The organism is Sinorhizobium americanum (assembly GCF_001651855.1).
Taxonomy (GTDB): domain Bacteria; phylum Pseudomonadota; class Alphaproteobacteria; order Rhizobiales; family Rhizobiaceae; genus Sinorhizobium; species Sinorhizobium americanum.
Window position 1 is genome coordinate 42,307 of the sequence record NZ_LNQC01000078.1, and the last position, 10,503, is coordinate 52,809.

Annotated in this window: 12 protein-coding genes; 4 read left to right on the plus strand and 8 right to left on the minus strand. The window is 58.7% G+C overall.

Annotated features, from left to right (window positions below):
- Positions 1-14: 14 nt before the first annotated feature.
- The 7 genes from ATC00_RS33790 to ATC00_RS27325 are packed head-to-tail and all read right to left on the minus strand — an operon-like array spanning position 15 to position 6,032.
- Positions 15-212: a hypothetical protein gene (locus ATC00_RS33790; protein WP_153045293.1), complete on the minus strand. Its 198-nt coding sequence runs from the start codon at positions 210-212 to the stop codon at positions 15-17.
- A gap of 19 nt (positions 213-231) precedes the next feature.
- Complete coding sequence (locus ATC00_RS27300) at positions 232-939, minus strand: type IV secretion system protein (protein ID WP_064255159.1); 708 nt, start codon at positions 937-939, stop codon at positions 232-234.
- A gap of 11 nt (positions 940-950) precedes the next feature.
- Positions 951-2,039: a lytic transglycosylase domain-containing protein gene (locus tag ATC00_RS27305; protein ID WP_064255160.1), complete on the minus strand. Its 1,089-nt coding sequence runs from the start codon at positions 2,037-2,039 to the stop codon at positions 951-953.
- Positions 2,036-4,495, minus strand: coding sequence for a VirB4 family type IV secretion/conjugal transfer ATPase (locus tag ATC00_RS27310; protein ID WP_064255161.1), 2,460 nt, complete (start codon positions 4,493-4,495; stop codon positions 2,036-2,038). Before ATC00_RS27310 ends, ATC00_RS27305 begins: the two co-directional genes overlap by 4 nt.
- 2 nt (positions 4,496-4,497) lie before the next feature.
- Complete coding sequence (locus tag ATC00_RS27315) at positions 4,498-4,797, minus strand: VirB3 family type IV secretion system protein (protein ID WP_014531077.1); 300 nt, start codon at positions 4,795-4,797, stop codon at positions 4,498-4,500.
- Positions 4,798-4,800: 3 nt separating this feature from the next.
- Positions 4,801-5,139, minus strand: a complete 339-nt coding sequence (locus ATC00_RS27320; RefSeq protein WP_064255162.1) for a TrbC/VirB2 family type IV secretion system protein — start codon at positions 5,137-5,139, stop codon at positions 4,801-4,803.
- 11 nt (positions 5,140-5,150) lie between these two features.
- Complete coding sequence (locus tag ATC00_RS27325; RefSeq protein ID WP_064255169.1) at positions 5,151-6,032, minus strand: lytic transglycosylase domain-containing protein; 882 nt, start codon at positions 6,030-6,032, stop codon at positions 5,151-5,153.
- Between the two features lie 222 nt (positions 6,033-6,254).
- Here ATC00_RS27325 and ATC00_RS27330 point away from each other — a divergent pair, with 222 nt between their 5' ends.
- From ATC00_RS27330 to ATC00_RS27345, 4 genes are all read left to right on the plus strand, one after another.
- Complete coding sequence (locus ATC00_RS27330) at positions 6,255-6,863, plus strand: hypothetical protein (protein ID WP_027997197.1); 609 nt, start codon at positions 6,255-6,257, stop codon at positions 6,861-6,863.
- The gene (locus ATC00_RS27335) at positions 6,860-7,396 is read left to right on the plus strand and encodes a thermonuclease family protein (protein WP_064255163.1); all 537 of its coding nucleotides are present in this window, start codon (positions 6,860-6,862) and stop codon (positions 7,394-7,396) included. The genes ATC00_RS27330 and ATC00_RS27335 overlap by 4 nt, the downstream gene beginning before the upstream one ends.
- On the plus strand, positions 7,393-8,094 hold the full coding sequence (locus tag ATC00_RS27340) for a thermonuclease family protein (RefSeq protein ID WP_064255164.1): 702 nt from the start codon (positions 7,393-7,395) through the stop codon (positions 8,092-8,094). Before ATC00_RS27335 ends, ATC00_RS27340 begins: the two co-directional genes overlap by 4 nt.
- Positions 8,095-8,500: 406 nt before the next feature.
- Complete coding sequence (locus ATC00_RS27345) at positions 8,501-9,094, plus strand: hypothetical protein (RefSeq protein WP_064255165.1); 594 nt, start codon at positions 8,501-8,503, stop codon at positions 9,092-9,094.
- A gap of 499 nt (positions 9,095-9,593) precedes the next feature.
- Here the strand turns inward: ATC00_RS27345 and ATC00_RS27355 are convergent, their stop codons facing one another.
- A complete protein-coding gene (locus tag ATC00_RS27355) occupies positions 9,594-9,923 on the minus strand; it encodes a hypothetical protein (RefSeq protein ID WP_064255167.1) in 330 nt (109 codons plus the stop codon).
- Positions 9,924-10,503: the final 580 nt, after the last annotated feature.

The window sequence follows — 10,503 nt, forward strand, 5'->3', positions numbered from 1 at the left end:
TCGCCCTACATCCTCTACTCAGCCACCATTGCGTCGATTGCCGCGAATGCCGCCGAAGCATCGACGTTGACGCTCATCATCGGTCCGCATTCCTGGCGTGGATCGGGCGCGTAAGAAGTTAGGTTCGCTGGCCTTTTGCAAGGGGCGGTCTTTTCCTTGGCCGCCATACCGCAGCCAGCGAGAACGGCCGCGATCAGGACGGAAAACAGCATCTTCGCCGCAATGGGGGCTTTATTCTGTGGGGTCACTGTACGTGAGGACCTTTTTGGAGTTGGAGATGTCGGTCAGGCGGCGCTGATTTTCGGCCTGCAATGAGGACACAGCACCATTCATGACGCCGATCAGCTCGTTGATCGTCAGGCCAGCCTGGACCTGAAGCTGTGTGTTCTGATCGATGGAGCCCTTGATGTCCTTGGCTTGGCCGATATTTGCGCCCGCCTGCTCGAACGAAGTGCGGCGCGTCTGGACGGCTTGCTGCGAGCCAGTCACGAGCGCCGCTACACCGAGAACGGTGTTCACCATCTCTTCATACGATTTGTCGCCCGAAAACGAGCTGCCCGCCTGGCCGGACAGGTTCTTCACCAATTGCAGGCCGTTGATGAAGTTTGTTGCCACCTTGGCAACATCGCCGCCCATGCCGCCGAAGTTCGGAACGCCGCCCGACATCAGGCTGTCGAAGGACGGCATTTGAGAGACGCTGAAGCCATTGCCGACGGCAAGGTTCTGCATCTGATTGGCGTCGCTACCGCGATCGCCGGTCACCGCCTCAAGAGTGTCCTGGACCGTTCTCAGGACTTCCTTGTTGGTGCCGAGAATGTCATCGGTCGTTTTCGACGTTCTCTGCGCAATCTCAAGATTCGCAGCGTCGATGACCGGGACTTGCGCGGACGCTGCGGACGCAAGGGCCACCGAGCACGCCGTTAAAATCAAACGTTTCATGGCAGTTCTCCTCATTGAGCGGTCAACATCAGATCTACGTTGGCTTCGCGCTCCCGCTTCTGGACGCAAGCCTTTTCTGGCGGGCTCCATTCAAGCCCCTCGCGAGGATCGCAAACACCGGTCGTTTCGCGGTCCGTCGCATCGTCATCCTTCTTGAAGTCGCTCGTACGTGATGCGCCGGAAAGATTGCCGACATCGACCGCACTTCGAGAATTCATGAGATCCGCCATTGTCGTGCCGAGGCGGATGACCTGATTCATCATTTCGAGGTTGGCGTTTCGCGCGCCCGAATTATGGTCCCAACTGTCCTGAGTGGTCCCGCTGGACATGGCGCCCAACTGCTGCAGCCAGGAGGCAACATTCCCGCTGCTTTCCCCGATCGCCTGGGACGTCGCCATGGAGTTGACGGTGGAGTCCCGCATGCCGGTGAAGGCGGTAGAACCGCCACCATAATTCGCCGGAATGCTGGCAACGTCTGAGCCGCCAAAGGCAGGAAGCCACTTTTGGGTGATGTTCGCCACATACCCCTGCGTTTCCTTGAAAGGCGGGATTCCGCCCCACTTCTGGACGCTACCAGGACCCGCGTTATAGGCGGCCAGTGCGAGATTGGTGTTGCCGTTGAAACGGCGAAGCTGCTGCTTCAGATAGCGCGCGCCGCCACGAAGATTGTCTTCCATGTCATAGGGATTGACCCCGAGATCCTTTGCCGTACCCGGCATAAGCTGAGAAAGCCCGATGGCGCCGACCGGCGATTCCGCACACGGATTGAACCGGCTTTCCTGATAGACAAGCGCCATGAAGAGGCTTTCGCCGACGCCTTCTTCCTGGGCCACTCGCTTCACAAGCCCGGTGATTTCCGGGTTGGCCGTTGCAGCGGAAGCGGCGTCACCGCTGCGACCTGGACGATACATCGAGCAGGTCACGCTCTTGCTGACGGAATGACGGTCACTATCCGTCTTCTCGATTTCCGTCGTCGTCTGGTCGCGTTTGGTGTCGGTCTCGAGCACCTTGCCGTCAAGCACCGGCACCTGAGAGTGCGCCGTTCCGGAGGCACCAAGCCACAGCGCAGAAATCACCCACAAAGCAGGACTCTTCCTCATTCGGCCTTCTCCCATCCGCAAAATTCAGCGAGCCAATTTTCAGGCTCGTCGCCATATTGGTCCCGAAGCGCCGCGCACTCCTCGACGGTCTCCTTGCGGCCGGAAAGCACCTTCACGAGATCGGGCATGGCGGAGAGATCGAGCCGAGCGATGACCGAGTCATTGCCGTGCTTGATCAGGAAAGTTCGCTTTTCGGGCGGAGTGTTCTTGATGAAGTTGAATTCCTTCACCGTCAGGCCAAAGCGCTTGATATAGCTCTCTTCGTCTGCCCGCGGGTTCGGAAAGTGAATGTTCGTCGCCGACTGCTCAATCAGCGTATGCGAAGCCTTTGCCTTGGCGATATCCGCCGCGGACTGGGTGCCGAAGCCAACAATGCCGTTGAGCTTGCGGATGGTTTTCATCTTGTCGACGATGAACGCCGAAAAGGTCTCGTCCATAAGGAGCTGCCAGCCCTCGTCCATGAAGAACATGACCGGGTTTCCGTCGAGCAGCTCGTTAAGGCGATGATAGAGGTACATCAGCGCCGGCGTGCGAAGATCCTCATTCCCGAGGATGTTCGTCATGTCGAACCCAAACACGCTGCGACCCGAGAAGGAGAGGACGTCATGCGAAGCGTTGAAGAGCCACGCCTTTTCACCATCGATCCACGGCCGAAGACGTGCGTGAAGGTCGTTTGCATCCGCCCGCGACCGTCCGACCAGCAGGCCAGCCAGATTTGGCAGATTGCGCTCCGCCGCAGGTTCCTGCATCAGGCGGACGATTGCCCTTTCAAGCGTATCCTCGTCTTCCTGAGTGAAGTCGTCGCGATCTCCGGAGCGCAACATTGCCTTCAAGAGACGAAGGAGAAATTCTCGGTTAGGGCCGGTGTTATCGAGCTGCAGCGGGTTGAAACCTGTTGGCGTCCCCGGTGACAGCACCTCATAGGAGCCGCCGATCGCCCTCACGAAGATTTCGGCGCCGCGGTCCTTGTCAAAGAACACCGCTTTTGGCGTCGGTGAAACGCGCATTGCCTGCGCCAGCAGAAACGTCAGGGCAACCGTTTTGCCGGAACCGGTCGGCCCGGTGACAAGGAAGTGGCCGATGTCGCGGCGATGGAAATTGAACCAGTACGGTGTTTGCGACGTGGTCTCTAGAATCGTGATCGGCAAGCCCCAATGGGTGCGATCGGCCTGTCCCGTCGCGAAATTGTGCATGGAGGACAGGCCGGAAAAGTTCGCGCTCGACAGCATTGCCTTGCGGGCGATGTAGCTGTGGTTCCCTGGCAATTGCGCCCAAAAGCCGGCCTCGAGGTTCAGATCCTCGCGAAGCCAAGTGATGTTCATGTCGGTGAGGCGGGCGCCGAGTTCCGAAACCGTGCGGCTGAGGCCTTCGAGATCGCGCGAAAGGCACAGGAGCGAAAGGTGATGGAAGCCAAAAACGGCCTCCTGGTTCATCAGGCTATTGAGCGCATAGTCGATATCCTGCTCGACCGAGCTACCAGATTCGTCCGACGCTCTGATTTGTCGTTGCAAACGGCTAATCCGCTCTTGCGCAATCGGCTTGTCGGCGATTGTGAAGGATTGCGTGAGAATGAACTCATGGTTCACCTGCAACAGGCCGTCCAGCATTCCCGGCCCGGTGAAGGGTGGGTATTCCTTCACGGACAAAAGGGCTCCAAAGCGGGTGCTTCCATCGACAGCCGCTTGAGCCTGCATCGTCCGCTTGCTGAAATGCAGTCGGGACGTGCCGACGTAATTGCGGATCCCCATGCGCGGCAAGCGCATCTTGCGCGGCACTCCGCAGGTCAGGATCGTGTTGAAGAATTCGCAGGGTTCGGAGTAGGGCTCACCCTTCTCCTTCTCTTCCTGCCCTTCGATCTTGGCCTCAGCGTCTTTTCTGCCACGATAGGTGATACCGAGCGCGCGCGCTCCGTACTTATGCAGATCGCGCACGATGTTGCCGATCAGCTCCTCGAGCTCCGTGACATCTTCGCGCGTTTGCTGGACGCGGGAGTCTTTGTTTGCCTTGTCGAAGAGCCGATTGAGCGAGTCGCCAACGCCGAGAGCGCCCCGCATTCCCGACCGCACAATGGTCAGGTAAATTTCGTTCGTGAACATGCGCTTGTGGCGCAATTGCTCCATGTAGCGCTTGTTCAGCAGGTCGCAGAATGGAGCGTCGAACGCGCCACCGATTTCTGTCACAACCTCTCGACGGATTACCGTTGACCAAATAGAATAGCGGCTCGAGCCCAACGCACGGATCATCGTGTTTTGCACGACCGACCGCATGTTGAGCTCTGCCTGGTCTTCTGTCTGGAAGAACAGCCCATCCAGTTTAATGACGCTCAGGAGCGAGCCGTTTTCCAGCCCGATCACTGTGTCGGAGACGTGTCGGAGATACGGAATATGAGTCGACATGGGCCGCTCATTGCTGGCGACCCGGCCGAATCCAAGCTCTTCTTTGACGACTTTCAGCATGGTCACGGTCCGTAAGAGTTGGTGCCCCAAAAGCGCTTGTTGGGCGTGCGGGGCGTCTTGCGGGACGTCACCTGCATCACGTCGAGGATCCTGTTGTCCCAGGTGCAGAGCGAGAACAGGACAAGGTAAGCAACCGGCGCGATAAGCAACGCCAGGAGGTCGTTCGTTGCAAGCCAGCCGATGATGGTGACGCCAACGATCAGCACCACCGCCATGTAGGGCACGCCCCAAAGCGTCGGGGACCGGGTTAACCCGATCACCAACGGCGTCAGAGCTGGTTTTTCGTCCTGAAATTCACTCATCGGTCACTGGCCGACCGCTGAGATCATCTCGTCGACGATCGCGGGTGCGCCAAACACCAGACCAATTCCCATCACGACCGCGCCGGCAGTGAACCACGACAAGCGTCCGGCGAATGCCAGAAAGCCAAGTCCGATAACGGCAATGATCGCGAGCAGCCGACCGAACGGGCCGGTGATGAAATCAACGATCATCTGCACCGCCGTCTGCAGCGGCCCGAACGCGCCGCCTGCACTCTGCGCCAGAGCCACATCAGCTCCCGCGACTTGGAATGCCGCCACGATGCCGAGCGTGGCAGCGAGCTTCACCGCCTGAGACTTCTTCGTTTGCATTTCAAATTGCATGTTTCTCTCCTTCAAAAGTGCATGACACCGCCGACAAACTTGCCGGTCTTCTTCACGGCGATGACACCGGCGTCGCCGCTGTCACTCGCATCCGAGACCGTCTGCGCAGCGGTAGCCAGCCTCGCCTTGCCTTTCGCCGACGGCATTGGCAGCCCGAGTTGGTAGTTCACCACCCTGGCGACGTATCCGACTGTTTCCTGGAACGGCGGGATGCCGCCGTGTTGGTAGATCCGCTGCTCGCCGCTGTTGTAGGCAGCGGCGACCAGGAGCGGATTCTGAAACTCATCAAGCAGAAACCGCAGGTACTTCATCCCGCCCTCAATGTTCTGAGCGGGATCACAGATGTCCCTGACGCCGAACCGCGCAGCCGTAGCAGGCATGAGCTGCATCGGTCCGCGCGCGCCCTTTGGGGAATTGCGGCTTTGGTCAAAGCCGCTCTCCGCCCAGGCGATGGCCGTCGCGAAGACTTCATCGACGCGATATTTGCGCGCCGTCTGCACAACCAGAGACTTAACCTCTTCCGGGCTGAGCGGAGGATGGCCACACTGCCGAAGTGAACCAAATTGCTGTATCGAGCCCGTAGGAATATGCGGTTCATCAACCCTGTCCGGCACGTTGTCGGAGCGGGCAAAGTTGCTCAAAACGGCATCAATATGATGCAGACCTCCCAAATCATAGGGGCTTTTGTCGGCATTGTTCTGAGCCACATCTTGCTGCGTTAATACGCCATTAGCGCCTAGCACGAAGTCCTTCATTGAGCCGCGCCAGCGCTCATCGAAGTTCGTTGCAAGCGTCGCCTTGCTGTCGATAGGCCAAGTGCTTTCATCTGTTACAATATCTGCAGATTCCTGCCGATCTTGGGCGTAAGAAATCGGGCCCCAGCTCGTGCACAAAAGGGCGCTTCCCGCCAAAGCGGCCCAGCCCAAAACGCCTGCAAATCTAGCCCTTTTTTCCATAGCCGCGCGCCTTAATTGCGGTGTTGTGATCGAAATGAAAACCAACTAAGCTGGTGAAGGTGTCGCATCGATTTGGTTCAGCGATACAACTTTTCGAGGCAGACTTAAACCCCCTATTGCAGGGGAACGAGATGAAGCAATATGGGTAAGGGCTAGAAAATGAAACGGACCATCATCGCCGCACTCGCAAGTTGCGCTATCGCAACACCTGCTTTGTCCCTCTCGGACATCAACAAGGATTACATCAAATCGCTCGCAGCGCCGGGCAAGACGGTTCTTGTGCTCGAATATTACGACGGAAGCGGGAAGGTCGCCGATCGGAAGGGCTATGCAACAACGGCCGGATTTAAGGCCGTTTCACCGACCGACTTTCGCGTGGATGACAAGACAACACTGCATCTTTTTGGCCTGGAGCCATGCAAGGGCGAAATGGTCAATCGCAGTGAAGACTTCGCCGGGAGCTGCACCGATTATGCGCAGCAACAGCTTCAGATCCTGTTACAAAACCCGAAGGTCGTGTTTTGCCGTGCCTTCGTGAGCGAGCAAGGTTCGCCCGTCCAGAACGTCACCTGCTACGGCTACTATAATTTCCCCGGTAGCCTCGACTCCGTCGATATGTTCGAGGAGCAGCTTTTGTCGCTCGGCGCGCTCCGCCTCGCAAAAAAGCCAGATGGGACTCCCGTTCGTCCGGATCTCTCCAAAGCTGAGGAGATCGGCCAGAAGGGCTCATTTGGAATGTGGGCCGATCCGAGGGTGAAGGGTCAATGAGAAACGCTCTTTCCCTTCTGTTGGCTCTCTTGCCGACATCCGTATCTGCAGCACCAGCAGGCTATTTCGATCTTCTTCCTGGCGTCACCCTGGAAACGGGCGACACGTGGGTTTCCAATGGTGAAAGAATCCGCCTCTATGGCGTCCAGGCCTGTTTGCGCGGCACTGCCTATACGGACAAGCACGGGCAGAAACGCGACTGCGGCGAGGCGTCCCTTGCCGTGCTGGCGGCCTATATCAAGGACACCAAACCCGTTTGCGCCCCGGTGGTGAAGAAAGACGGCATCGCTTACGTCGTCTGCTACGCCACAGTTGGGAAGGAGCGGCTTGATCTGGCAAACGTCCTGATCACGAGCGGATACGCCTTCGCGGCCCTCAACGGTGAGGGCATGCCCTATCACGTCCCCTATGCCGTGGCTGAGAAACTTGCGCGAGATAAGCGTGCCGGCCTCTGGCAGTTCGAAGACGTCCAGCATCCGGCCATCCTCTTGAGCCGCGAGGTGAATGCGCGAACCAAGAAGGCAGATCAATGAAGCGACACCTACTTGCAGCCGCCGCGCTCGCTTTGATCCCCCACGCAGCGACAGCCGCGGATCTCATCAAAACTCCGGCCGCGGCGGCTCGGCCACCGCAGAGATTGAGCGAAGCTCCGATCTATCAGAATGCGGTCTACAATGGCCGAGTCGCCGTCATGGACGGCCGCACACTGTGGTACCCGCAATATGCGCAGCGCGTTCGTCTCGTCGAGATTGACGCGTGCGAGCTCCCACAGTGGGCGATTGATCCCAAGTGGGTGGATCGCGAGCGGCAAAAGGCGCCTCCACCCGTTCCGTGCGGCCCACTTGCGAAGGCTTGGCTCAAGAGGACCATAGGCAGCAGACCGGTCGAATGTACCGTCATCGCGTATGGCAATGACGGTATCCCCCAGGCCCGCTGCACGTCAGCCGGCCGCGATATTGCGGTCGAGATGCTTCGTGTCGGATGGGCGCGTGTCGCGTCGCCCTATTCATACAGCAGCCAATACCTGGTCTATCAGCAGCACGCGATGGCGGCCCGCTATGGCATGTGGGCCACTTACGTCCTCGACATGAACGAGTGGCGTCGCAAGGCCGTCGACAAGACGCTAGACCGCCAGCCGATCGCTGATTTCAACCTGCTTGTCGAACGGGAAAGCGAAATATCGCCGCCCTTCATCGACGCGCGGAAGAAGCCCAAGAGGACAGACCGATAGTTGCCCGACTTCGCACATATTGCGAGCTCATTCGCAACCGATCCGCTGGCGAGCTTAATGCTCGCCATTCCCTTATCGTTTGCGCTCATCGTCGTTTCGGAACGAATCTGGTGGGTGCACGGTCCGTTCGCCCTGGCGCTCCTGATCGTCTCGGTCCTCTTTCTCGATCGACGTCATCTGGCGCTGGACAGCTTTCTCGTCGGCCTATTCGCCTTTCCACCGCTTTGCCGGGACATTCCCAACCAGCCGATGCTTTTTCGGATCGGGGTTCTCTGGTTTTCAGCCTTCGCGCTCGTTGCCGCCATCATCTACGCAGCAGGCAGTCGAGTGCACCACGCCACACCGCTCGACAAGCTATTCGTCGACCACGCGTCTCCAGCGGCAACCATCATGAGGGCCAACAGACATGAAACACCTGCTTTATGCTGCAGCCGGTCTTGCTGCGCTTACCTTCGCCCCCACAGGAGCAAAGACAGAAGATGCTCCCTGGGGCTGCCAGGTTCTCCTTTGCGCTGCCTCGCAAAATCCGTCCTGGCAGGGCGTTCCCTATTGCGTGCCCCCGATGAAGAGGCTGATCGCCGCAATGGCGAAGCCGGGATTTGATTGGCCCATTTGCCACGAGGCGAAGGCCGGCGAGCCAGGCCGGCAAGAGTTCGAGGACTGCCCTGCAGGGTCGCGCCCCACCTCTAGCAATGATGGGAACGACAACGGCTTGCGGCGCCGCAACGAGGAGGACCAATGCGTCCGGGTCGTGGACAGATGCGAGAACCGCGGCGAGTATAACCGCCTCTATGGTGACGAGGACGCCAACCAGCGTAACGGCGTGACCGTAAGGTCCATCAGCGGCAACAGCGACCATTTCGGGAATCGCGACAATCGCTACAACGGCTGCAAGGTGCAGGTAACTTCCCCCCGTCCGCGGCGCGCAAATCCCTGGTTCTTCGATATTCCCAACGACAAGGGCGTCGAAGAGCGCTTCTGGTTCAATCTACGCACCTAGCCTTGCCTAAGAGGAAGAATCTATGCACCAGAACGCCATAATCGCGATCGCAGCCACCCTCGGTATAGCGGCTGGCGCCGGCGGCACCTACATTGCAACCTCCGAGCCGAAAGTTGAAGCTCAGGCCATCTCGAGACCAGAACTGGTTGCGGCTATCTCCGCTGATCCATCTCTTTGCCCTGCACCTGAGCCTGTGGCTCAGACCGCGACACCCGCGGAACCGGAACTTGCTATCCCACCCGTTCACGACGCTATTGCAGCCTTCCGGAAGGCCAAGCCAAGTTTCCCTTCTGCAACGTTAACCCTGGGCCAGTGTGACAAGAACACTATGGGCCCAGGAGTATCTTGCGCGGTCCAAATCACTTGGAAACCAGGCCGTGAAGCACAGCCGGGCGTAGTAGGGTTTGCTAAATCGCCGGCCGGATGGCAGGCGATGCACTATTACTGATCTACCATTGAACACAAGACAAAGCCCGCGATCTGCGGGTTTTGGTTTACCTCACAGATCGACCACAAGCATTACAGCGGCCATCTCTTCGTCCTTTAACGCACCCCGCGTCGCGAACAGGTAAGCTGCCATGTAGGTTAGCTTCAGCTTTGACTCCCGATCGTCGCGCGGTTGGTGTTCGACGATCCTTAGCCTGGCGGCCTCTTCCCCTTTCGTCACCTCGAGCAGAGCATTTGCGTAGACCACGTTGCTCACACCGCCAGCCGCGCGGCGTTCATCCCATTCGCGCACCGCATCAGAAGTCGCCGATAGCGCCGCTATATGCCGCTCCATCATCGCCTCCAACGACACCGCGGCTTCCATTCCAAAATCTTCTGTCATCGCACCCTCAATCCCAGGCTCCGCGCTAATTCCCGAACCTTCCAAATCGAAGGGAGGGCAGGAGCCCCGCTCCTGCTCCCGAGCTCGTGCGGAACAGCGGAAGAGAGGGGGACAAGCGCTAAACCGGAGGGGGATCACCCACCCGCGGGGCCGAGTCGGCGCAGCCGTCCGGTGCTGCAGGCCATCGGGCCGAAGCATGGGGAGACCGGTTTAGTGCTTGTGGGGGAGAGAGGGCAGGGCTCTTTCTTCCCCTCTCAGTGAGTTGAATATATGTGGCCTTCGGCCGTTATTTCGCAATACGGAGAGGTAGTTTTCTCTCTCTCAACATAGGGCGATCGTACCGAGCTAATGGGCTTGCCTCAATGACAGACGGTTCCCCCGATTTTGCCGCGAGCGACAAAATCGGCTCCCCCATCTGCCCTTCGGGCCGCTTAGCGCGATTATTGACCCAAGCCCATCACCTCGGGGCTCAGCCTCTGTTTTCAATCAGAGGAGCTGAGTACGCATCCGAGGAGGGCCGCCTTGCTGAGAAGTGAGGCGAACTGGATGTTCTGTCTATATGGACGTCAATATAGACAGT